Source organism: Ideonella alba (assembly GCF_018069845.1).
Classification (GTDB): domain Bacteria; phylum Pseudomonadota; class Gammaproteobacteria; order Burkholderiales; family Burkholderiaceae_C; genus Ideonella; species Ideonella alba.
The window spans coordinates 50,851-73,192 of the sequence record NZ_JAGQDD010000011.1; the positions used below are offsets into that span (position 1 = coordinate 50,851).

The 22,342-nt window shown below is 71.1% G+C and carries 20 protein-coding genes; 7 read left to right on the plus strand and 13 right to left on the minus strand.

The genetic code is table 11. The features are described from left to right. Positions 1 to 2: 2 nt before the first annotated feature. From ftsW to KAK03_RS15070, 10 genes are all read right to left on the minus strand, one after another. The gene (gene ftsW, locus KAK03_RS15025) at positions 3 to 1,280 is read right to left on the minus strand and encodes a putative lipid II flippase FtsW (protein WP_210854798.1); all 1,278 of its coding nucleotides are present in this window, start codon (positions 1,278 to 1,280) and stop codon (positions 3 to 5) included. Continuing rightward, positions 1,277 to 3,040, minus strand: a complete 1,764-nt coding sequence (gene murD, locus KAK03_RS15030) for a UDP-N-acetylmuramoyl-L-alanine--D-glutamate ligase (RefSeq protein WP_375140985.1) — start codon at positions 3,038 to 3,040, stop codon at positions 1,277 to 1,279. Before murD ends, ftsW begins: the two co-directional genes overlap by 4 nt. Positions 3,041 to 3,042: 2 nt before the next feature. Further along, a complete protein-coding gene (gene mraY, locus KAK03_RS15035; protein ID WP_210854800.1) occupies positions 3,043 to 4,224 on the minus strand; it encodes a phospho-N-acetylmuramoyl-pentapeptide-transferase in 1,182 nt (393 codons plus the stop codon). Continuing rightward, positions 4,215 to 5,597, minus strand: a complete 1,383-nt coding sequence (locus tag KAK03_RS15040; protein ID WP_375140986.1) for a UDP-N-acetylmuramoyl-tripeptide--D-alanyl-D-alanine ligase — start codon at positions 5,595 to 5,597, stop codon at positions 4,215 to 4,217. The genes mraY and KAK03_RS15040 overlap by 10 nt, the downstream gene beginning before the upstream one ends. Then, positions 5,594 to 7,105 carry a UDP-N-acetylmuramoyl-L-alanyl-D-glutamate--2,6-diaminopimelate ligase gene (locus KAK03_RS15045; protein ID WP_210854807.1) on the minus strand — a complete coding sequence of 504 codons (1,512 nt, stop codon included), beginning with the start codon at positions 7,103 to 7,105 and terminating at the stop codon, positions 5,594 to 5,596. Before KAK03_RS15045 ends, KAK03_RS15040 begins: the two co-directional genes overlap by 4 nt. A 1-nt stretch (position 7,106) precedes the next feature. After that, positions 7,107 to 8,885 carry a peptidoglycan D,D-transpeptidase FtsI family protein gene (locus tag KAK03_RS15050; RefSeq protein ID WP_310738617.1) on the minus strand — a complete coding sequence of 593 codons (1,779 nt, stop codon included), beginning with the start codon at positions 8,883 to 8,885 and terminating at the stop codon, positions 7,107 to 7,109. Further along, complete coding sequence (gene ftsL / locus KAK03_RS15055; RefSeq protein ID WP_210854808.1) at positions 8,882 to 9,178, minus strand: cell division protein FtsL; 297 nt, start codon at positions 9,176 to 9,178, stop codon at positions 8,882 to 8,884. The genes KAK03_RS15050 and ftsL overlap by 4 nt, the downstream gene beginning before the upstream one ends. Then, the gene (gene rsmH, locus KAK03_RS15060) at positions 9,175 to 10,128 is read right to left on the minus strand and encodes a 16S rRNA (cytosine(1402)-N(4))-methyltransferase RsmH (RefSeq protein ID WP_210854810.1); all 954 of its coding nucleotides are present in this window, start codon (positions 10,126 to 10,128) and stop codon (positions 9,175 to 9,177) included. The genes ftsL and rsmH overlap by 4 nt, the downstream gene beginning before the upstream one ends. A gap of 1 nt (position 10,129) precedes the next feature. Continuing rightward, positions 10,130 to 10,558, minus strand: a complete 429-nt coding sequence (locus KAK03_RS15065) for a division/cell wall cluster transcriptional repressor MraZ (RefSeq protein WP_210854961.1) — start codon at positions 10,556 to 10,558, stop codon at positions 10,130 to 10,132. Positions 10,559 to 10,884: 326 nt separating this feature from the next. Beyond that, the gene (locus KAK03_RS15070; protein ID WP_210854811.1) at positions 10,885 to 11,790 is read right to left on the minus strand and encodes a LysR family transcriptional regulator; all 906 of its coding nucleotides are present in this window, start codon (positions 11,788 to 11,790) and stop codon (positions 10,885 to 10,887) included. A gap of 74 nt (positions 11,791 to 11,864) precedes the next feature. Here KAK03_RS15070 and KAK03_RS15075 point away from each other — a divergent pair, with 74 nt between their 5' ends. Beyond that, positions 11,865 to 12,857: a sodium-dependent bicarbonate transport family permease gene (locus tag KAK03_RS15075; RefSeq protein WP_210854813.1), complete on the plus strand. Its 993-nt coding sequence runs from the start codon at positions 11,865 to 11,867 to the stop codon at positions 12,855 to 12,857. 16 nt (positions 12,858 to 12,873) lie between these two features. Here KAK03_RS15075 and KAK03_RS15080 read toward each other — a convergent pair whose 3' ends face one another. Next, positions 12,874 to 15,573 (minus strand): alpha-1,6-glucosidase domain-containing protein, encoded by a 2,700-nt coding sequence (locus KAK03_RS15080; RefSeq protein ID WP_247661186.1) that lies wholly within the window; start codon positions 15,571 to 15,573, stop codon positions 12,874 to 12,876. Positions 15,574 to 15,728: 155 nt separating this feature from the next. On the opposite strand from KAK03_RS15080, the gene KAK03_RS15085 reads away from it, so the two are divergent. From KAK03_RS15085 to KAK03_RS15095, 3 genes are read left to right on the plus strand one after another with little or no spacing between them, the layout of a single operon-like run. Continuing rightward, on the plus strand, positions 15,729 to 17,306 hold the full coding sequence (locus KAK03_RS15085; RefSeq protein ID WP_210854816.1) for an alpha-amylase family glycosyl hydrolase: 1,578 nt from the start codon (positions 15,729 to 15,731) through the stop codon (positions 17,304 to 17,306). Positions 17,307 to 17,320: 14 nt separating this feature from the next. Beyond that, positions 17,321 to 17,788 (plus strand): hypothetical protein, encoded by a 468-nt coding sequence (locus KAK03_RS15090; RefSeq protein ID WP_210854819.1) that lies wholly within the window; start codon positions 17,321 to 17,323, stop codon positions 17,786 to 17,788. Next, positions 17,785 to 18,267, plus strand: coding sequence for an ASCH domain-containing protein (locus KAK03_RS15095; protein WP_210854822.1), 483 nt, complete (start codon positions 17,785 to 17,787; stop codon positions 18,265 to 18,267). Before KAK03_RS15090 ends, KAK03_RS15095 begins: the two co-directional genes overlap by 4 nt. Before the next feature lie 10 nt (positions 18,268 to 18,277). Here KAK03_RS15095 and KAK03_RS15100 read toward each other — a convergent pair whose 3' ends face one another. Next, positions 18,278 to 19,501: an esterase/lipase family protein gene (locus tag KAK03_RS15100; RefSeq protein ID WP_210854825.1), complete on the minus strand. Its 1,224-nt coding sequence runs from the start codon at positions 19,499 to 19,501 to the stop codon at positions 18,278 to 18,280. 332 nt (positions 19,502 to 19,833) lie between these two features. Between KAK03_RS15100 and KAK03_RS15105 the strand changes: the two genes are divergently transcribed. From KAK03_RS15105 to KAK03_RS15115, 3 genes are all read left to right on the plus strand, one after another. Continuing rightward, the gene (locus tag KAK03_RS15105) at positions 19,834 to 20,025 is read left to right on the plus strand and encodes a hypothetical protein (protein WP_247661197.1); all 192 of its coding nucleotides are present in this window, start codon (positions 19,834 to 19,836) and stop codon (positions 20,023 to 20,025) included. 146 nt (positions 20,026 to 20,171) lie between these two features. Continuing rightward, complete coding sequence (gene cspE / locus KAK03_RS15110) at positions 20,172 to 20,384, plus strand: transcription antiterminator/RNA stability regulator CspE (protein WP_210854828.1); 213 nt, start codon at positions 20,172 to 20,174, stop codon at positions 20,382 to 20,384. A 130-nt stretch (positions 20,385 to 20,514) separates the two neighbouring features. Further along, positions 20,515 to 21,525 (plus strand): trypsin-like serine peptidase, encoded by a 1,011-nt coding sequence (locus tag KAK03_RS15115; protein WP_210854830.1) that lies wholly within the window; start codon positions 20,515 to 20,517, stop codon positions 21,523 to 21,525. 10 nt (positions 21,526 to 21,535) lie between these two features. On the opposite strand, the gene otnI is transcribed toward KAK03_RS15115, so the two are convergent. After that, the gene (gene otnI, locus KAK03_RS15120) at positions 21,536 to 22,339 is read right to left on the minus strand and encodes a 2-oxo-tetronate isomerase (RefSeq protein ID WP_210854833.1); all 804 of its coding nucleotides are present in this window, start codon (positions 22,337 to 22,339) and stop codon (positions 21,536 to 21,538) included. Positions 22,340 to 22,342: the final 3 nt, after the last annotated feature.

The window sequence follows — 22,342 nt, forward strand, 5'->3', positions numbered from 1 at the left end:
GCTCACGCGCGCCCTCCCCGCATCAATTGGCGATTCTCTTGGTCGACGCGCAAGACGATGGCAAGCGCGATCAGGTTCATCAGGATGCCCGAGCCGCCATAGCTCAGCAGCGGCAGCGTCAGGCCCTTGGTGGGCAGCACGCCCAGGTTGACGCCCATGTTGATGAAGCTCTGGCCGCCGAACCAGACACCGATGCCCTGCACCATCAGGCCGGCGAAGACGCGGTCCAGCGCGATCGCCTGGCGTCCGATGACGAAGATGCGGCGGGTCAGCCAGAAGAAGGCCAGCACCACCGACAGCACGGCGACGAAGCCGAGCTCCTCGCCGATCACCGCCAGCAGGAAGTCGGTGTGCGCCTCGGGCAGGTAGTGCAGCTTCTCGATCGACGAGCCCAGGCCCTGACCGAACAGCTCGCCGCGGCCGAAGGCGATCAGCGAGTGCGTCAGCTGGTAGGCCTTGCCCTGGGCGTAGTCGGGGTTCCAGGGGTCGAGGTAGGCGAAGATGCGCTGGCGGCGGAATTCGCTGAAGACGATCATCAGCACGAAGGCGCCGACCAGCACCGCCACGCTGAGCAGGAACATCCGGCCGTTGACGCCGCCCAGGAACAGGATGGCCAGCGCCACTGCGGCGATCACCATGAAGGCGCCCATGTCAGGCTCGGCCAGCAGCAGCACGCCGATCACGCCCAGCGACACCGCCATCGGCCAGACCGCCTTGAAGAAGTTCTCCTTGACGTCCATCTTGCGGACCATGTAGCTGGCCGCGTACATCGCGATCGACAGCTTGGCCAGCTCGCTGGGCTGGAAGTTCATCACGCCCAGCGGCAGCCAGCGCCGCGCGCCGTTGACGCCCTTGCCCACGTGCGGGATCAACACCACGATCAGCATCGCCAGCGAGATCGCGAACAGCCACGGCGCCCACTTCTCCCACACCGCGATCGGGATCTGCAGCGTGACCAGCGCAGCGACGAAGGACACGGCAATGAACATCGCCTGGCGGCCCAGGAAATAGGTGGGCGTGTACTTGGCGAATTTGGGGTTGTCGGGCAGCGCCACCGAGGCCGAATAGACCATCACCAGGCCCAGCGCCAGCAGCGCCACCGTCACCCAGATCAGCGCCAGGTCGATGCCGGCGATGGCGGCCGGGCGGCCTTCGCTGCCACCCACCCAGTCGCGGATCGGCGGCAGCGGCTCGCTGCCCTCGCCCCGGCGGCCGAACAGGCCCGCCAGGCGGGCACGCCAGCCGGCCACATCGGGCTTGAGCGCGGCAGCGAAGTTCATGACAGCAGCTCCCCGCGCTCATGCGCCAGCTGCTGCACCGCGTCGGCAAAGACCTGGGCGCGGTGGGCGTAGTTGCGGAACATGTCCAGGCTGGCGCAGGCCGGGCTGAGCAACACGGCGTCGCCTTCCTGAGCCTGCGCGAAGCACCAGGGCACGGCGGCCTCCAGCGTGTCGTGGCGCTGCATCGGCACCCCCGTGCCGGCCAGCGCGGCGGCGATGGCCTCGGCGTCGCGGCCGATCAGGGCCACCGCACGCACATGACGCTGCACCGGGGCGGCCAGCGGCGCGAAGTCCTGGCCCTTGCCGTCGCCGCCCAGGATCACCACCAGCTTGCTGCTGACGCGGTCCTCGCCCAGGCCCTTGATCGCCGCCACGGTGGCGCCGACATTGGTGCCCTTGCTGTCGTCCACCGCCTCGATGCCGCCGACGATGCCGATCGGCTCGACGCGGTGCGGCTCGCCGCGGTACTCGCGCAGTCCGTGCAGCATCGGCGCCAGCGGGCAGCCGATCGCCGTGGCCAGCGCCAGCGCGGCCAGCGCATTGCTGGCGTTGTGGCGGCCGCGGATGCGCAGCGCATCGGCGGGCATCAGGCGCTGGATGATCAGCTCTTCCGCTTCACCCTTCTTGCGCTTGATGGTCTCGTCGGCGGGCATGGCGCGCACCAGCCAGGCCATGCCGCCCTCGGTGACCAGACCGAAGTCGCCCGGGCGCTGCGGTGCGTCCAGACCGAAGCGCAGCACCGCGCGGCCCACCGCCTTGGCGGGCTTGCCGCGGCCGCCCTTGACGAGTTGCGGCGCGGGCACCATGGCCTCGACCAGCGGCTCGTCACGGTTGATGACCATCAGCCCCTGCTCGCCGAAGATGCGCGCCTTGGCCGCGGCGTAGGCGGCCATGTCGCCGTGCCAGTCCAGGTGGTCCTGGCTGATGTTGAGCACGGTGGCGGCGCTGGGCTCGAAGCCGCGCACGCCGTCGAGCTGGAAGCTGCTGAGCTCGAGCACCCAGACGGGGGGCAGGTGGGCGAACACCGGATCCTTGGGAGGGGGAGGTGCCAGCACGAGCGGCGCCCCCTCCTCCCCAGGTTCAGATCCGTCCGCGGTATCGTCCGCGGGCTCCCCATGCACCCCTGGCGCGTCGATCGCCGCCCCGTCCGTGTCTCCGGCGGGTTCGGCGTACTGCCCAACGACGTCCTCAGGTGTCTCGTGCTCGGCCTCAGTCTGTTCGGCAGCGGCGGCCTCGGGCGCCGGCTCCAGCGCCAGCGCAGCGGCCAGCGTGTCCAGCATCGTCGGGCCGATGTTGCCCGCCAGGCCCACGCGCAGCCCGGCGCGCTCGACCAGCATCGCCGTCAGCGAGGTGGTCGTGGTCTTGCCATTGGTGCCGGTGATCGCCAGCACCTTGGGCGCATAGCCGCGCGCAGCCTTCAGGTCGGCCAGCGCGTGGGCGAACAGGTCCAGCTCGCCCATCACCGCCAGCCCTTGGGCGCGCGCGGCGTCCAGCAGCGGCGCGATGCGCGCATCGGTGGGCGCCAGGCCGGGGCTCTTCAGCACCAGCCTGGCGTCACCCAGTTGCCCGGCCCCCAAGGCACCGCTGAACAGCGTGGCCGCGGGCACGTCGGTCGCCAGCGCGGCGGCCTGCGGCGGCGCCTCGCGCGAATCCCAGACCCGGATCGTCGCCGCGCCCTGGCGGGCGCACCAGCGCGCCATCGCCAGGCCGGAGTCACCCAGGCCCAGGATCAGCACGGAGAGGTCGTGGAGGAAATGCACGGTCAGCGAAGCTTCAGTGATGCCAGGCCGACCAGGCACAGCAGCATGGTGATGATCCAGAAACGAATGACGACCTGCGTCTCGTTCCAGCCCGATTTCTCGAAGTGGTGGTGCAGCGGCGCCATCAGCAGGATGCGCCGGCCCTCGCCGTACTTGCGCTTGGTGTACTTGAACCAGCCCACCTGCAGCGCCACCGACGCCGCCTCGACGACGAACACGCCGCCCATGATCCCGAGCAGGATCTCCTGGCGCGTGATCACCGCCACCGTGCCCAGCGCGCCACCCAGCGCCAGTGCGCCGACGTCGCCCATGAAGACCTGCGCCGGGTAGGCGTTGAACCACAGGAAGGCCAGGCCGGCCCCGCTGATCGCGGCACAGAAGATCATCAGCTCGCCCGCGCCGGGGATGTGCGGGAACAGCAGGTACTTCGAGTACACCGCGTTGCCCACGACGTAGCTGAAGATCGCCAGCGCCGCCGCCACCAGCACCACCGGCATGATCGCCAGGCCATCCAGGCCATCGGTCAGGTTGACCGCGTTGCTCATGCCGACGATGACGAACCAGGCGAAGAACATGAAGCCGAACACGCCCAGCGGATAGCTGACCGTCTTGAAGAAGGGCAGCATCAGGTCGGCCTTGGGCGGCAGGTCGTTCGAGAAGCCGCTCTGGATCCAGCGGAAGAACAGCTCGATCACGCGCAGGTTGCTGGTCTCGGACACGCTGAAGGCCAGGTAGATCGCCGCCAGCACGCCGATCAGCGTCTGCCACATGAACTTCTCGCGCGAGGCCATGCCCTCGGGGTTCTTGTCGACCACCTTGCGCCAGTCATCAACCCAGCCGATCGCGCCGAAGCCGAAGGTGACGATCATCACGATCCAGACGAAGCGGTTGCTCCAGTCGCTCCACAGCAGCGTGGCGACGAAGATGCCGATCAGGATCAGCGCGCCGCCCATCGTGGGCGTGCCGCTCTTGACCAGGTGCGTCTCCATCGCATAGCCGCGCACCGGCTGGCCGATCTTCAGCTCGGTCAGGCGGCGGATCAGCCAGGGGCCGAAGGCCAGGCCGATCAGCAGCGCGGTCATCGCCGCCAGCACCGCACGGAAGGTGATGTACTGGAAGACGCGCAGGAAGCCCAGGCTCTCCGGGTACAGGGATTGCAGCCATTGGGCCAGACTCAGCAGCATGCGCCCTCCTGCGCCGGATCGGCGGCCTGCAAGGCCGCCACCACCCGCTCCATCTGCATGAAGCGCGATCCCTTGACCAGCACCGATGCGAACGCGGGCGCCTCGTTCAGCGCCGCCAGCAGCTGGGGCACGTCGGCAAAGTGACGACCGCCGGCCGCACGCGCGGCGTCGGCCGCCAGCGTGCCGGCGCACCACACGGATTCGATGCCGCGTTCGCGCGCATAGGCGCCCACCTCGGCGTGGAAGGCCGGGCCCTGGTCGCCCACCTCGCCCATGTCGCCCAGCAGCAGCCAGCGCGGCGCCGGCAGTGCGGCCAGCACGTCGATGGCAGCACGCACCGAGTCGGGGTTGGCGTTGTAGGTGTCGTCGATCAGCGTCAGCGCGCGGCCGCCGCGCGCCAGCGGCTTGACCTGCGAGCGGCCCTTGACCGGCTCGAAGGCCGCCAGGCCGTCGCGCACCGCCGACAGCGGGATGCCGGCGGCCAGCGCCGAGGCCGCCGCGGCCAGCGCGTTCTTGACGTTGTGCTGCCCGGCGATGCGCAGCGCCAGACCGGCCTCGCCCTGCGGCGTGCGCAGACGCAGCGCCCAGTGGTCGATGTCCCAGCGCGCCTCGCCGGTGACGTCGGCCGCCGTGTCGAGCGCAAAGCTCAGCGTGCGGCGGGTGCCGGCCAGCTCACGCCAGACGGCGGTGTAGGCGTCGTCTGCAGGGAAGACCGCCACGCCCTCGGCGGGCAGCGCGCTGATCGCGCAGCCGTTCTCGCGCGCCACGGCCTCGACCGTGCCCATGAACTCCTGGTGCTCGCGCTGCGCGTTGTTGACCAGGGCCACCGTGGGCTGGGCGATCGCGGCCAGCTCGGCGATCTCGCCCGGGTGGTTCATGCCCAGCTCGACCACCGCCGCCGCATGCCCGTTCAGGCGCAGCACGGTCAGCGGCACGCCGATGTGGTTGTTCAGGTTGCCGCTGGTGGCCAGCGCGCGCTCGCCATGGGCGGCGCGCAGGATGCTGGCGATCATCTGCGTGACCGTGGTCTTGCCATTGCTGCCGGTCACGGCGATCAGCGGCAGCGTCTGCGTGGCACGCCAGGCGGTGGCCAGGCGCTGCAGGCCGCGCAGGCTGTCGGCCACCTGCAGGCCCGGCAGGCCGGCCTCGGCCAGACCGCGCTCGGCCAGCGCGGCCACCGCGCCGGCGGCACGGGCCTGGGGCAGGAAGTCGTGCGCGTCGAAGCGCTCGCCGAGCAGCGCGACGAACAGGTCGCCCGGCTGCAGCGTACGGGTGTCGGTGTGCACGCGGGCGAAGTCCACGCCAGCGTCGCCCAACAGCGCGGCATCGGCGCCGAGCAGCTGGGCAGCACGACCGAGCGACATCAGCGTCATGCGGTGGCCCTCGCGTGCAGCGCGCCAGCCGCGACCGCGGCATCCGAGAACGGGTGGCGCACGCCGTGCACCTCCTGGTAGTCCTCATGGCCCTTGCCGGCGATCAGCACCACGTCCTGCGGGCCGGCCGCGGCCAGCGCCTCGAGGATGGCCAGGCGGCGGTCCACCTCCACCGTCAGCTTGAGCGTGCCAGCGCCCTCCGACAGGCCGCTGACGATCTGCTCGATGATGGCCTGCGGGTCCTCGGAGCGCGGGTTGTCGCTGGTGACCACCACGCGGTGGGCATAGCGCTCGGCGATCGCGCCCATCAGCGAACGCTTGCCCGGGTCGCGGTCGCCGCCGCAGCCGAACACGCACCAGAGCTGGCCGCCACGCGCCTCAGCCAGCGGCTTGAGCGCGCCCAGGGCCTTGTCCAGGGCGTCGGGGGTGTGGGCGTAGTCGACCACCACTTCGGGGCCGGCGCCCTCGCCCACCACGCGCTGCATGCGGCCGGGCACCGGCGTCACGCGGGCGGCCGCGGCCACGGCTTCGGACAGCGGCACGCCCAGCGCACGCAGCGCGCCGATCACCACCAGCAGGTTGCTGACGTTGTAGTCGCCGATCAGGCCGGTGCGCGCCTCGGCGCGCCGGTCGCCCTCGACCACCGAGAACACCAGGCCGCCGTCTTCCCAGCGCACATGCTGGGCCGACAGGCGCGCCTCACCCTCGACCGACACCGTCCACAGCGCCGGGCCGCGGCCAGCCAGCTCGGCCACCAGCTCGGCGCCGGTGGGGTCGTCGACATTGATCACCGCCGCCTTCAGACCCGGCCAGTCGAACAGCGCGCGCTTGGCGGCGCGGTAGGTGGCCATGTCGCCGTGGTAGTCCAGGTGGTCCTGCGTGAAGTTGGTGAACAGCGCCACATCGATGGCGGTGGCATCCAGCCGGTGCTCGACGATGCCGATCGACGAGGCCTCGATCGCGCAGGCCGCATAGCCGGCGTCGACCATGCGGCGAAAACCCTGCTGCAGCACCACCGGGTCGGGGGTGGTCAGACCGGTGTAGACGATCTCGCCGGCGTCGTCGCCCGGCGTGGGCGGCGTGCCCACGCCCAGCGTGCCGACCACGCCGCAGCGCTGGCCCAGCAGCGACAGCGCCTGGGCCGTCCACCAGGCGGTGCTGGTCTTGCCATTGGTGCCGGTGGTGGCCACCACCCGCAACGCGGCGCTGGGCTGGCGGTAGAAGGCATGGGCGATCAGCGGCGTTGCGGCCTTCAGGCCGGGCAGCACCGCGATGCGGGCGTCGTCGAAACCGAAGGCCTCGATGCCCTCGGCCTCGACCAGGCAGGTCGAGGCGCCGGCCTCCAGCGCCGCCTGCACGAAGCGGCGGCCGTCGGTGGCGTAGCCGGGCCAGGCGATGAAGGCATCACCCGGTCGGACCTGGCGGCTGTCGGTGCGCAGCGCACCGGTGACCCAGGAGCTGAGCCAGCGGGCGGCGGCGTCGGGATTCTTCAGGCGGGTCAGCGGCATCTCACTGCACCTTGTTGGACGTGGTGGCGGGCGCCTGCGCCACCACCTGCGGCTTGACATCCAGATCAGGCGGCACACCCAGCGTGCGCAGCGCCTGCTCAACGACGACCTTGAACACCGGCGCGGCCACCAGGCCGCCGTAGTACACCCCGTTGCTGGGCTCGTCGATCATCACCGCCACCACCACGCGCGGGTGGTCCACCGGCGAGAAGCCGGCGAACCAGGCGCGGTACTTGTGGCTGGCGTAGCCCTTGCCTTCCTGCTTGGCGGCGGTGCCGGTCTTGCCGCCTGCCGAGTAGCCCAGCGGCTGGGCCAGCGGCGCGGTGCCGTCCTTGCTGACCGTGCCGCGCATCATCTGACGCAGAGTGCGGGCGGTCTCGGGGCGGAAGACGCGTGCGGTGGGCAGGGCCTCACCGCCCTTGACCAGGGTCAGCGGCGCCAGTTCGCCGTCGCGGGCGATCGCGGTGTAGGCGCGGGCGATCTGCAGCAGCGAGGCCGACAGGCCGTAGCCATAGGCCATCGTCGCCTTCTCGACCGGCAGCCAGCTCTTCCAGGGCCGCAGCTTGCCGGTGGCGGTGCCGGGAAAGCCGATCTGCGGCTTCTGGCCGAAGCCCACGCTCTGGTAGAGCTCGCCCATGGTGCGGGTGTCGATGCGCTGGGCCAGCTTGACCGTGCCGACGTTGGACGACTTCTGGATGATCTGCGCCACCGACATCTCGGGGCGGCCGTGGTCGCCATCATTGACGCGCAGCGGGCCGACCATGAAGGGCCGGGTGTCCAGCACGGTCTCGGGGCGCACCAGGCCTTCTTCCAGCGCCCGGCCGATGATGAAGGGCTTGACGGTGGAGCCGGGCTCGAAGACGTCGGTGATCGCGCGGTTGCGCAGCTGGTTGCCGCTGAGGTTGCGGCGGTCACCCGGCACATAGCTGGGGTAGTTGGCCAGCGCCAGGATCTCGCCGGTCTGGGCGTCGAGCACCACCACCGAGCCGGCCTTGGCCTTGTGTTGCTGCACCGCGTCGCGCAGGCGCTGGTAGGCCAGGGCCTGGACCTTGGAGTCGATGGTCAGCGTCACGTCGCGGCCGTCGCGCGGATCGACCGGGTCGCCCAGTTCCTCGACCACCCGGCCCAGCCGGTCCTTGACCACCGCGCGCGAGCCGCCCTGGCCCTTCAACTGGCGCTGCAGAGCCAGCTCGATGCCTTCCTGGCCGTGGTCCTCGATGTCGGTGAAGCCCACCACGTGCGCGGCGGCTTCGCTCTCGGGGTAGCGGCGGATGTAGCCGGGTTCGAACTGCAGGCCCTTGATCTTCAGCGCGCGCACCTGCTGGGCCACGCCGTCGTCCACCTGGCGACGCAGCACCGCATAGGCGCCGCCGTCGGCCAGACGCTGGTCGACCTCCTTGAGCGGCAGCTTGAGCAGCGTGGCCAGCTCCTTCTTCTGCTCGCCGCTGGCCTGGAAGTGCTGCGGGTTGACCGCGATGGTGGGCGCATTGACGCTGATCGCCAGGATGCGGCCCTCGCGGTCGACGATACGGCCCCGGTTGGCCGGCAGCGCCACGGTGGACGCATAGCGCTCCTCGCCCTTCTTCTGGAAGAACTCGGACTGCAGCACCTGGATGTAGAGCGCGCGGCCGACCAGCACCACCGAGCCCGCGCCGAACAGCATCACCAGGAAGCGGCTGCGCCAGGGCGGGGTCTTGGAGGCCAGCAGCGGGCTGCTGGAGTAGTTGACGCCACGCACCGACTGCACGCCGGTGCTGGCCGAGCGCTGGAAGAGTTTCACCGCAGGGCCCCCGAGGCACCGGACGCGCTGCGCGCATCACTGACATAGACGGTGACATCCGGGGCCGCCATGCGCATGCCCAGCTTCTCGCGCGCCACGCGCTCGACGCGCAGGTGGGTCGCCTGGGCCTGGCGCTCGGCGTCCAGGCGCTTTTCATCGGCCAGCAGCTGCTTCTCGTCGTTCTTGGCCTTCTCGATCTCGACGAACAGGCGGCGCGACTCGTAGCTGGTGCGCACCAGGTACAGGCCGCTGGCCACCAGCGCGATCAGCAGCAGCACGGACAGGCGCATCATGCGACGAAGCCCTCCGGCGTGCGCTCGGCCACGCGCAGCACCGCCGAGCGGGCGCGCGGATTGACCGACAGCTCGGCCTGCCCGGCGCGAATGCGGCCCAGCGCCTTCAGGCGCAGCGGCCGCGTGGGCGGCGCAAAGGGTGCGCGGCGATCGACCTCGGCCTTGCTCTCGCGGGCGATGAAGCTCTTGACGATGCGGTCTTCCAGCGAGTGGAAGCTGATCACCGCCAGGCGGCCGCCCTCACGCAGCAGTTCCAGCGCGGCACTCAGTCCCTGCTCGAGCTCTTCAAGCTCGGCGTTGACGAGAATCCGTAGAGCCTGAAATGTGCGCGTTGCAGGGTCCTGGCCCGGCTCGCGGGTCTTGACCGTGCGAGCCACGAGCTCGGCCAGCTCGCCTGTGGTTCGAACAGGCTTCCCGCTCGCCCGGCGAGCAGCAAGCGCCTTTGAAATCGGTACAGCAAACCGTTCTTCCCCATAGTCGCGAATCACCTGTGCTATCTGGCGCTCGTCGGCGCGGGCCAAGAAATCCGCGGCGGACTCGCCACGGGTCGGATCCATGCGCATGTCCAGCGGACCGTCGAAACGGAAGCTGAACCCGCGCTCGGGGTTGTCGATCTGCGGCGACGAGACGCCCAGGTCCAGCATCACGCCGTCCAGCGTGCCGGCGCCGCGCTCGGCCAGCAGCTCGACCATCGCGGTGAAGCTGGCGTGGCGGATCTCGAAGCGCGGGTCGGTGATGGCGTTGGCGCCAGAGGTGGCGGCGGCCACCGCCTCGGGGTCCTTGTCGAAGGCGATCAGGCGACCGGCGGGCGCCAGCTTCGACAGCAGCAGCCGTGAGTGACCACCGCGGCCGAAGGTGCCGTCCACATAGCAGCCCTCGGGCCGCGCGAGCACCGCCTCGACGGTCTCGTGCAGCAGCACGGTGGTGTGGGTGAACGGGGCGTCGCTCACGTCACATCACCATGTTGGCCAGGCCATCGGGCATCGGGCCGGCCAGCGTGGCCTCTTCGTTGGCCAGGTAGCGCTCGCGGTCCCAGATCTCCATGCGCGAGCCCATGCCCACCAGCATCAGGTCCTTGCCCAGGCCGGCCCATTGGCGCAGCTCGGGCGACAGCAGCACGCGCGAGCCGCCGTCGATCTCGACATCCATCGCGCTGCCGATGAACAGGCGCCGCCAGGCCTCGGAGCCCATCGGCAGCGCCATCAGCTTGCCGCGGAACTCCACCCAGGCCGGGCGCGGAAACAGCAGCAGGCAGCGGCTGGGGTGCTTGGTCACGGTCATCTGTCCGGCGCACAGGGCGGCCAGCACATCGCGGAAACGGGCGGGGACGGTGACCCGCCCCTTGCCGTCCAGCGTCAGCGCAGACTCGCCTTGGAACACAAAATCGGACACGAGAACCTACAAAAGTGCACTTTCCCCCACTTTACCCCACCACCCACCCAGGGTCAACGCATCCGAGCAAAAAATTCAATGAAATCAGTCACTTACACGCGATTGCAAAGGCAGCGTCGCGTAAATTTCGCTTCACAAACAAGGACTTGGGAAGGGGTTCGAAAGTGAACCCTCAAGACCCATGGGCACCGAAGCTGGATGGAACACCAGCATTGTCGCCGGGCGCAGGCCGCGGTGGTGGACCGGGTCGAGGCGCGACCACGGGTGCGGGCCGCTGACCACCCGGGCCGCCGGGCGCGCCCGGGGCCAGCGGCTCAGGAGTGCGCCTCCCAGCCCGCCGACGCCGCATGCAGGTGGGCGACAAAGGCCTGCGCCGCGGGCGACAGGCGGCGACCCGCGGGCCACAGCACCGACCACGACGAGGGCACCGGAAAGCGCTGTACCGACGGCAGCGCCAGGCCTTCGCGGGCCGGGTCCGCCGCCAGCGCATGGCGCGACACCACCCCCAGGCCCATGCCGGCCGCCACCGCCTGCTTGATCGCCTCGTTGTCGCCCAGTTCCAGCCGCACGCGCGGCTGCAGGCCCAGCGCGGCCAGGTGGGCATCCACCGCGAGGCGCGTGCCCGACCCGTGCTCGCGCAGGATGAAAGGTTCGCCACGCAGTCGCTGCCAGCGCAGCCGCGGCACGGCAGCCAGCGGGTGGTCCAGTGGCGCGATCAGCACCAGCGGGTTGTCCATCAGCGTCTCGGCCTGGTGGGCGATGTCACGCGGTGGTTGCGACAGCAGGTAGAGGTCATCCAGCTGCTCGCGCAGGCGCTGCACCACGCGGTCGCGGTTCAGCACCTCCAGCGTGATGTCGATGCCGGGGTGGGCCTGGCAGAACGGACCGAGCATGCGCGGCAGGAAGTACTTCGCCGTGCTGGCCATGCACACCCGCAGGCGCCCCTGCTCCAGGCCTTTCATCGCGGCGATGCGCTGCTCCAGCGCCTCCCACTCGTCGACCATGCGCTGGGCCGCTGCGGCCACCTCGTGGCCGGCCGCGGTCAGTCGCACCCGACGACCGGCGGCCTCGTGCAGGGGCAGGCCCAGCGCCTCGGACAACTCGCGCAGCTGCATCGACGCGGTGGGCTGGCTCACATGGCAGTCGCGCGCCGCGGCCGTGATGCTGCCGGTGCGCGACAAGGCCAGCAGCAGGCGCAGTCGTCGGAAACTTGGATCCATAGATGATTTGATATGTCCTGAATCCGGATTATCGATTTTTCAACAAGCCCTTGAAGCCCTAGCATCCCGTCCCCATGAACGCTCTGCTGGACCCTGCCCTGCTGTTTTTCGCCCTCGGCGTCGCCGCGGGCCTGATGAAATCCTCGCTGGAGGTGCCGCCCCAGCTCTCCCGCTTCCTGGCGCTGTACCTGCTGATGGCGCTGGGGCTGAAGGGCGGCTTCGCCCTGGCCCGCTCGGGCATGACGCTGGACATCGCGGCGTCCCTGGCCTGCGCCGTGGTGCTGTCGGTGGTGGTGCCGGCACTGGCCTGGCTGGCCTTGCGTCGCCTGCTGCCGCCCTTTGATGCGCTGGCGGTGGCGGCCACCTATGGCAGCGTGAGCGCGGTGACCTTCATCACCGCGATGCACGTGCTGGAGCAGCAGGGCACGCCGGCCGGTGGCCACATGGCGGCCGCGATGGCGCTGATGGAATCGCCGGCGATCCTGCTGGCGGTGGCCTCTGCCCAGGTGCTGCGCAGCCGGCTCGCAGCGGCGCCTGCTGGCGGCGGCACGCCCACGGTGACGACGGGCAGCGGCACGCCGCTGGGCACGGCCGTGCGGGAAGCCTGTACCGACGGCGGCCTGCTGCTGCTGATGGGTTCCCTGCTGGTGGGCCTGGCCACGGGTGACGCCGGCGCGCGCTCGATGACGCTGTTCACCGGCGACCTGTTCAAGGGCCTGCTCGCCTTCTTCCTGCTGGACATGGGCCTGCTGACCGCCCGCCACCTGGGCAGCCTGCGCGGCCTGCCGCCGGCGCTGTGGCTGTACGGCGTGGGCGGCCCGCTGCTGCACGCGACGCTGGCACTGGCCCTGGCCGCGCTGGTGGGTCTGGGTGCCGCCGATGGCGCGGTGCTGATGGTGCTGGCCGCCAGCGCCTCGTACATCGCGGTGCCGGCGGTGCTGCGCCACGCGGTCCCGGAGGCCCGGCCGGCGGTCTACGTCGGCCTGTCGCTGGGCCTGACCTTTCCCTTCAACCTGGTGCTGGGCATTCCGCTGTACACCGCGGCCGCGCGCCAGGTGCTGGGCTGATGACCGCGTGAGCCCCTCAGGGCGATGACGCCCGGGGCAGCACACAGGCCAGCACGCTCTGGGCCGGCACCGTGATGGACCCCTCGGGCCCCGGGGCCGCGCAGAGGGCGCCGCGCTGCAGCACACCAGTGCCGCTGGCCAGTGCGGGGTGCAGGGCCCAGCGTCCTTCGGGCGGCGTGAAGCGCTGCGCCTCGCGGCTGGCATTGACGACCAGCAGCAGCGCGCCGAACACCGCGTCTGCACGGCGGCGCCCGTCGATGTGGACAGCCAGCAGCGCGGGCTCGGTGGGCAGCACATGCACGCGTTGCAGCACCTCGTCGGCGCTGCCCAGGCGCAGCAGCGGCGTGCTGGCGCGGATGCGCAGCAGGTCGATGAAACCCTCACGCACCAGCGCGATCTCGCGCGCCGTCGGTGCGATGCGGGGGTCGGCCAGGCGCTCGCGCATCGCCGGCCAGTCGGCCTGGTTGTCGCCCGCGGGCGGCAGGCCGGTGCCGAAGAAGTTGCCCCGGCCAGTCCAGTCGATGCGGTTGAACCAGTCGCCCGAGTCGAAGCTGTTGCGGTCCAGGCTCTTGCTGCGCATCAGCTCACCCCCGGCGTGGAAGTAGGCCACCCCCTGGCTGAAGGCCACGGTGGCCAGGGCCACCAGCTGGGCGCGCGCACGCACCTCGCGCGGCGTGTCGGGCGGCAGCTTCATCACGCCGTTGTCGAACAGCGTCTGGTTGTCGTGGTTCTCGACGTAGTTGACCACCTCGGTGGGCTGGCTCGCGTAGCCGGCTGGCTGACCGGCGTAGTCGACGGCCTGCGCCTCGCGCACGCTGCCGTCAGGCTGGCGCAGCGGGTACCGGCGCAGGCTGCCGGCGGCGCCGGCGCGCAGCCACAGGGCGGCGCGCTGCAGCTCGGCGTCGTCCGCGCGGCGGTCGGCCAGGCCGAAGGCCCAGCCGGCGCGCTGCAACAGCGCGACGCCGCTGTCGCCGGCACCGCCACCCCGCACGGCGTCACGCAAGCGGTCGTTGAAGCTGCCGATGCCGCTGCCGTTCAGGCTGAGCTGGCTGGCCTGCTCGAAGCGCGTTCCGTTGGCCACCTCGCCGAAGTTCCAGCCTTCGCCGATCAGGGGGATCACACGGTCTGGCAGCTCGCTGCGCAGCCGCTGCTGCAGCCGCTCCATCAGCGCGCGCGGCTGGTGCCCCATCAGGTCGAAGCGGAAGCTGTCGATGTGGTGCGCCCGGGCCCACAGCAGCACCGAGTCCACCAGCAGCTTGCCCATCATACGGTGCTCGGTGGCGGTGTTGTCGCAGCAGGTGCTGCGCTCGACCACGCCGTCGGCGTTCAGGCGGTGGTAGTAGCCCGGCACCACCCGGTCGAGCACCGCGTTGGGGTGCTGGCCCGAGGCCACGGTGTGGTTGTAGACCACATCCATGCCCACCCGCAGACCGGCGCGGTGCAGCGCCATCACCATCTGGCGGAATTCGTGCAGGCGCGACGCGCCATCGGCCGCCCGGCGGCTGTAGCTGCCCTCCGGGGCATTGAACAGCACCGGGTCGTAGCCCCAGTTGAAGCAATCGCGCGCCGCGCTGGCGGCGACTGCGGCCTGCTGCGTTGCGTCGGCCGGGCCGCCGTGAGGAGTGGGCGTGACGCAGCCGGCTTCGGGCACCGCACCATGGTCGAACACCGGCAGCAGGTGCACGTCGGTCAAGCCGGCGCGGGCCAGCGTGCGCAGGTGGCGCATGCCGGCGCTGCGGGCATGGGTGAAGGCGGTGTAGCGGCCACGGTCGCGCAGCGGCACGCTGGCGTCGCCGACCGAGAAGTCGCGCAGGTGCAGCTCATAGACCGTCATGTCGGTGGCCTGGCGCACGGTGGCCGGTGCACGGTCACCGGACCAGCCCCGGGGGGTGACGGCTGCCTCGTCGAGGCCGCTGACGTAGGAGCGGCGCGCGTCGACCCCCGCCGACACCGCATAGGGATCGGCCACCCGCTGGCGCACCAGGCCCGTGCCCGGCACCCACACATCCACCAGGTAGCGGTAGTAGCGGCCGCGGGCATCGCCTGGCAGCGACAGTTGCCAGCTGCCGGTGGCCTCGTCACGTTGCAGCGGATGCTGGCCGACGGCCGGGCCCTGGTTGCTGCGGTACAGGCACAGCGAGACCGCCTGCGCCGTCGGCGCCCACAGGCGCCAGCGGCTCCCGGTGGCGCCCGGATGGGCCCCCAGATCCGCGAGTGACTCGGCCGCGGCATACAGATCATCCAGCGCCCCGGCGATCTGCAGGCCGGCGGCGGCGAGCACACGGCCGTCGTCGCCCAGCCGGACCACGCGTGCGTCACCTCGCAGCACCGCGGGCAGCGCCGCCACGGCGTCGGCGGGCAGCCGGTGCCAGGCGCCGTCGCCCAGGTAGCGCAGGCGCTGGCTGAGGTCGGCCGGCACCGCGCTGGCGGCGGGCAGGCGCCAGCGCTGCACCGCGCCCTGCGGCGCCTGGCCCGGCGGCGTGCGCAGTCCGCCCTGCGGCGCGGCCAGCAACCAGACATCGCCGTCCTCCGGCGCGCCCGCCCAGCGCAGGTGCGAGCGATCGGCCAGCACCGCACGCGCCGGGACCGCCGGCTCGGCCGCCGCGGACAGCACCCGCCACGGGGCCGGGTCGTTGCAGTCGTCGCCGGCCTGGACGGCAGGGGTCCACAGCGCGACATTCAGCGCCCACAGGGCGCGCCAGAGCACAGACGTCATGGCGCCGAATGTACCCAAATTACAATGCTCTGCGCCATCCATGAAACCACTTCCCTTGGCAATTGTCCTGTGTTGTGTCAGCATGCCGGGCCATGCATGTAGCTTTACTACACCATCTTCGCGCAGCTGGCCTGGCGCTGTGCTGCACCTGGGCGATGGCCGCCCCGACACCGGCCTTCGACCGCAGCCCGCAGCCGATGCAGGCGTCTGCCAGCGCCCTGCCGGCCGACTGGCAGCATGGCGTGTTCATGGAAATCTTCGTCCGCGCCTACCAGGACAGCGACGGCGACGGCATCGGGGATCTGAAGGGCCTGATCAGCCGCCTGGATGATCTGCAGGCGCTGGGCATCCGCGGCCTGTGGCTGATGCCGATCACCGCCAGCGCCGACCACGACCACGGCTACGCCACCACCGACCACCGCGCGGTGGAGCCGGCCTATGGCACGCTGGCCGATGTCGACACGCTGCTGCGCGAAGCACACCGCCGCGGCATCGGCGTGGTGATGGACTACGTGGTCAACCATGCCTCGTACCAGCACCCCGCGTTCCAGGCGGCGATCAGCGACCCGAAGAGCCCCTGGCGGGACTGGTTCGTCTTCAGCGAAGATGCGCCCAGCGGCTGGCGCATCTGGGACGCCAACCCCTGGTACTGGCTGCCCAGCCGGCCCTGGGAGCATGGCGATCCGAAGACCCAGCCGCCGGCACCCGCGGGTGCGAAGGACCACTTCTTCGCCACCTTCGGGCCACACATGCCCGACTTCAACCTGCGCCGCCCCGAGGTCTTCGACTACCACCTCGATTCGCTGCGCTTCTGGCTCAACCGCGGCCTGGACGGCTTCCGGCTGGATGCGGTGCCGCACCTGATCGAGAACGACGCGGTGCGCTGGAACGACCAGCCTGAGAGCCGCGCGCTGACCAAGCGGCTGCAGGACACGATCCTGGCCTACCCGAACCGCTTCGTGGTCTGCGAAGCCACCGCCGAGCCCCAGGCCTACGGCGACCCGGCCGTCTGCGGCGGCGCCTTCGCGTTCGGCTACCAGCACCACTTCGTGCAGGCTGCCAAGGGCGAGGCCGCGTCGGTGGCCGCACTGGCCAGTTACTACCGCAGCGCGTCGCCGCGCATGGCCACCTTCACCAGCAGCCACGACATCTTCGCCGGCCTGCGCCTGTGGGACCAGGTGGGTGGCGACGACGCCCGCTACCGCCTGGCCGCCGCCGGCTACCTGCTGCAGCCCGGCACGCCGTTCGTGTATTACGGCGAGGAAGTGGGACAGGCCAGCCTGCCCGGTCTGCCGGGCGACCGGCCGGTGCGCGGCTCGATGAGCTGGAGCGCCGAGCCAGGCAGCGCCGGGTTCAGCCCCCGGGGCCCGTACAACGGCCGCGCGCCGAACGCCGACACCCACCACCTGGCGGCGCAGCGCGCCGACCCGACGTCGCTGTGGCACTTCTACCGCCAGCTGATCGGCCTGCGCAACGCTCGGGCCAGCCTGGCCCGCGGCGACTTCGCGCACAGCAGCGCCGACGGCCTGGTGCTGGCCTTCCAGCGCCGGCTGGGCAGCGAGCGCACGCTGGTGCTGATCAACTACGGCACCAGCACCTCACAGGCCCGGCCCGAGGGCCTGCCTGAGGGCGTGCGTCCGCGGCTGCTGTGGCGCAGCGCCCCGGGCCCGGCCGATGCCGGCGCCTTCATGCTGGCGCCGCAATCGGTGGCGGTGTTCGCGATCGACGGCTGACCGAGAATGGCGCGATGAGAACCGCGCCCCTGCTCCTCGCTGCCACGCTGTGGCTCACCGCCTGCGCCAGTGCCGACCAGACCAAGCTCAGCGGCGCCGCCGTCACGCCATTGAACGACCTGAACCTGGTCAATGCCCCGATCCCCGAGGCGCTGCAGCAGGCCCAGAAGGCGCCTTACGCGCTGCTCGCCGATGCGCGCTGCGACACCCTGGCCGCCGACATCCGCGCGCTGGACGAGGTGCTGGGCCCCGACCTGGATGCCCCCGCCACCGAGGCCAACCCGGGGCTGATCGAACGCGGTGGCCACCTGGCGGCCGACGCGGTGCAGCGCACGGCCGAGGGCATCGTGCCCTTCCGTGGCTGGGTGCGCAAGCTCACCGGGGCCGAGCGCTACTCGCGCCAGGTGGCCGCCGCGATTGCCGCCGGCACTGTGCGCCGGGCCTTCCTCAAGGGCGTGCGCCGGGCACGCGACTGCGCATGATCGACACCGCTGCCGTGCTGCGCACGCTGGCCGAGCGCGGCGTGGTCCTGCCGCCCGGCCGGGTGCGGGTGGACGGCTACGGCGACTCGCCCGCGTTGTCGCGGGAACTGCTGGCGCTGATCATCAGCGGCCGCAAACGCGCCGGCACCGGCCTGCTGTGGGCGACCCTGCACGACGGCGAGGACCTGCCGCAGGTGGGTGATATCGAGGTGGTGATCGACCACGCCGGGCGCCCGGCCCTGGTCACGCGGCTGACCGAGGTCGACATCCGCCCCTTTGACCAGGTGGACGCACGCTATGCCGCGATCGAGGGCGAGGGCGATGGTTCGCTGGCCTTCTGGCGCCAGGCGCACCAGGCCTTCTTTGCTCGCGAGTGCGCCCGCATCGGCCGCACGCCGGCGCCGGACATGCCGGTGGTGTGCAGCGTGTTCGAGCTGCTGCACGTCCTGCCGGCCTCGCCGGACGACGCGCCCGGCTGAGCCGCCGCCCTCAGGCCAGCCAGGCCTTCAGCTGCGCGTACACCGCCGGCGAGGACAGCAGGTCCAGGTGGCCGGTGTCGTGGACGATGGCCAGGTCCTCGGGCGCGAAGTCCAGGCTGCGTGCGGGGTCGGGATCCTGGCCCAGCGCGCTGGCCACCGGCACCAGGCCATCGCCCAGCAGCCGGCCCTTCAGGCTGCCACCCGCCGGCCCCAGGCAGGCCGCGATCGCGCGGCAGTGCACGCCGGGCGGCAGGCCCACGGCCGCTGCGCGCTGCGCGTCGTCCTCGGCCGCCGAGGCGCCAAGGATGCTGCCGCGCCGCAGGTCGTTGATGCCGGCACTGCGCAGCTTGCCGATACGCGCCAGCGGCGCGGCGTAGGGCGCCGCGCCCAGCAGCACATCGACACCATGCCCGGCGCGCTCCAGCGGCGCCCCCAGGTGCGGTGTGCCCAGGCAGACCAGGTCGTCGAGCCGGCCGGGCCAGCGCAGCCCGCCGCGCTGCATCAGCGCGGCGTGGTAGATCGCGCTGCGTGCCACCAGTCCGCCCATGCTGTGGCCCAGCAGGGCCAGGCGCTGGACCGGCACCGGCCAGGCATCGAACAGGCGCTCCAGCAGCGGCGCCAGGATGCGCCCGTTGGTGGAGACACTCAGGCCGCTGTTGTAGTGCAGGTAGACCGGCGTGTAGCCCAGTTCACGCGCCAGCGCCTCGCCGTGGTCGTGGCCGTCGCGCTGCCACTGCAGGTCGTTCATGCACAGGCCGTGCAGCAGCACCAGCAGCTTCGGTGTGGCGCCCGGCACGCGAGCGCGCAGCGAGGGCCGGTCCAGCGGCAACGCGCGGCCGCCTTGTCGAAAGGCCATGGCCAGCGCCAGGGGGTTGTCGGTGGCGGCCAGGTGATCGCCCAGCACGCCGTTGAGGGCAGCGACAAAGGCCTCGCGCTCCGGGCGTGGCGCCCGCAGGGGCTGCGGATCGGCCATGGCCAGCGCAAGCCAGCCCAGCAGGTGTTCGGTGCTGCCACCCACCAGGTGGGTCACACCGCGCACCGTCTTGTAGACCAGGCCGGTCAGGCCGCGGGTGCGTTCATCCCCGGGCACGGCACCGCCCAGGCCGGGCAGCCAGGGCGGGCTGGCAATGCGGGCGTGCATCGCTTCGACCAGGCTGGCGAGGCCGACCACCGCATCGGTGGTCAGGCGCGTGGCGCCGCGCAGATCGGCGGCTTGCAGAAGCGGTTGCGTCATGGACCAGTGTGGCACGAAAGAACCCACCGCGCTGCGGCAGGACGTGCTAGACTGGCTATCTTGTTTTGGTGGCGGCTCCCAACCGCACCGAGATCACCCGCTGATCTCCATCCCCTGCCAGACTGTCTGATCGCTTCGGCTGTCTCTCTTCTCTGGCTGCCTCCGGCCCGCCGCGAACGACCCCGCGGGCCAGACGCCGGACAGAGCTCGACCGACGCCCGCGCCACCGCTGCGCGCCTCACCCCAGACAGTCATGACATCGCCGCTTCAGTGACGGCGAGGTCCTCCAAGGAATCCTCATCCAAGCATCTCTACAGGTCGGCAAGTACCTCGTGTCTGCCCTCCCCCGCCCGCTGATCGGCGGCCGCTTCGGCGCTGGCGTGTCCATCCGCAGCGGCAGCGGCAGCATGACGCACGACCGCATCATGCGCTTCATGCCGGTGTTCGACAGCCCCGACCAGGCCTCGCAGTTCGCAATCGACCAGGCCCTGGTCTGGATCGACACCCACGGCCCGCGCCAATGAGCACCGCCGTGACCCGCCTCGACCCCAGTGCCTGCACCGGCCTGGGCCCGACCCCCACCGTATTCAGCCTCCATGTCCGGAGGCTGCTGACCCGCACTGGCGAAAGCTGGGGCATCTTTTCAACGCATCCAGCAAGGATAGACATCATGACGACTGAAACCGGCACCGTGAAGTGGTTCAACGAAGGCAAGGGCTTTGGCTTCATCGCCCCCGACAGCGGCGGCAAGGACCTGTTCGCCCACTTCAAGGAAATCCAGGGCAGCGGCTTCAAGACGCTGACCGAGAACCAGCGCGTGGAGTTCGAGGTGACCCAGGGCCAGAAGGGCCCGCAGGCCTCGCGCATCCGCTCGATCGGGTGACATTCCCCCCGGGGCCGTGAAGCGCCAGCCACCGCTGGCAGTTCACCCCGCCCCAGGCACCGAGAGCGCGGCCCAGCCGCGCTTTTTTCTTGGCCCTGGCCGTTGCCAGAGGCCTGCGGAGGGACCGGCGATGAAGAACCTGCAAGAGGCGACCGAGCGCATCTGCGAACTCAAGGGCAGCCAGGTGGCCCTGGACGCCCTGGTGCCGGCCCTGATCGACGCCCTGCCGCCCACGCTGCGCGCCCGGCTGCGGGACTCCTTCGACAGCCACGCCGAAGTGGCCCGCACCGTGATGCTGCATGCCGACATCTCCGAGCTGGTGCTGTCGACCTTCGAGCGCGACGTGGCCCGCATCGCCGCGCGGCTGCGCGCCGCCCCGGCCGAGTCGGCCAGCGCGCCACCGGCCGGACCGGCCGAGACCCTGCTGCTCACCACCACCCAGATCACCACCTATGTCGGCTACCAGGTGCTGACCAGCGCCAGCGGGTTCTTCTTCCGGCGCGACGGCCGACTGTTCCTGGTCAGCAACCGGCATGTGTTCTCCGAGGAGGCCAGCGGCCACCAGCCCGACCGCCTCGAGGTGCTGCTGCACACCGACGCGCGCGACCTGAGCCGCTGCACGGTGCTGAGCCTGCCGCTGTACCGCAACCGCCTGAGCCAGTGGCGCGACGCCACCGACAGCGGCGGACCGGTGGACGTGGCGGTGATCGAGATCGAGACCGGCCTGCTGCCCGCCAACGCGGTGCTGCAGGCCTTCGACCGCAGCCACCTGGATCCGCTGGACGAGGACATCGCCATCGGCGATGCCCTGACCATCGTCGGCTACCCGCTGGGCTTCCACGACACGGTGCACCACCTGGCCGTGGCGCGCAACGCCTCGGTGGCCTCGGCCTACGGCATCCGCTTCCAGCGCCAGGGCTGTTTCCTCACCGATGCGCGCACCCACCGCGGCAGCAGCGGTGCGCCGGTGCTGCGGCGCCGGCGCCTGAGCGGCCCGGGCGACGCTGGCCTGCCCTGGCAACTGGTGGGCGTGCACTCGACCCGCATGGACATGAGTTCGCGCGATCGCCTGCAGGACGAAACGCTGGGCCTGAACCTGGCGTGGTATGCCGATGTGCTGAACACGCTGACCGCGGCCTGAGGCGCCGCTCTCAGCAGCGCATCCAGCCCAGCCCATCACGGGTGCCGCCGGGTACTGCACCGCGCTGCGGCCGGTACTCGCAACCCACCCAGCCCTGCCAGCCGCTGGCCAACGCGACCTCGTCGATGACATCGAACAGGTACGGGTGGTGCAACTCGCCCAGGTCCGGCTCGTGGCGCATCGGCACACCCGCAATCTGGAAGTGGCCGACGCGCCCGGTGGGCAGGTACTGCCGGATCTTCATCGCTACGTCGCCTTCGACGATCTGGCAGTGGTAGAGGTCGAACTGCACCTTCAGGTTGGGTGCGCCGACAGCCTGCACGGTGCGGTGCGCCTCGTCCTGCCGATTGAGAAAGAAGCCGGGGATGTCGCGCGGGTTGATCGGCTCGATCAGCACCTCGCGTCCGACGGACTGCGCCTGCGCTGCCGCCCAGGCCAGATTGGCCTCGTAGGTGGCCTGCAGCGCCGCGCGCTCCGCACCGGCCGGGGCCAGGCCGGCCATCACGTGGATGCGCGGACAGTCCAGCTCCTCGGCATAGACCAGCGCCTGCGCAAAGCCGGCGCGGAACTCGGACTCGCGCCCGGGCAGGCAGGCCAGTCCGCGCTCGCCAGCCTCCCAGTCGCCCGGCGGCGCGTTGAACAGCACCTGCTGCAGGCCATGGTCGCGCAGCCGTGCCGCGATCTCCTGGGCCGGGAAGGCGTAGGGAAACAGGTACTCAACGCCCAGGAATCCATCGGCCGCGGCGGCGGCGAAACGGTCCAGAAAGGCATGCTCGTTGTAGAGCATCGTGAGGTTCGCTGCGAATCGGGGCATGGG